General features: G+C 73.7%; 1 pseudogene. It reads left to right on the top strand.

Annotated elements, in window-relative coordinates:
* A pseudogene (locus UK12_RS42160) lies at window positions 1-353 on the top strand (polyketide synthase); the annotation flags it as partial.

Below are 353 nucleotides of genomic sequence, written 5' to 3'. Positions count from 1 at the left end.
GCCGAGTTGCTGCGCAACCACGGCGTCGGCACGTTCGTCGAGGTCAGTGCGCACCCCGTCCTCGTGATGGCCGTTCAGGAGAGCACCGAAGCAGCCGGCCGCGAGGCGGTCACGGTTGGCACGCTGCGCCGGAACGAGGGTGGTGCCTGTCGGGTGCTGGCCTCGTTCGCGGCGGCGTGGGTGCGCGGTGTCGCGGCGGACTGGCAGCCAGCGGCCTTCGCGGGCACCGGTGCAGGGCGGGTCGACCTGCCCACCTACGCCTTCCAGCAGTCGCGTTATTGGCCCCGGCCGCTCACGGGCTGGCTCGGCGACATGACGGCCGCCGGCCTGGGGTCGGCCGACCGTCGGCTGCT

The organism is Saccharothrix sp. ST-888 (genome assembly GCF_000955975.1).
GTDB lineage: Bacteria > Actinomycetota > Actinomycetes > Streptomycetales > Streptomycetaceae > Kitasatospora.
This window is presented reverse-complemented; position numbering and strand designations above follow the sequence as displayed.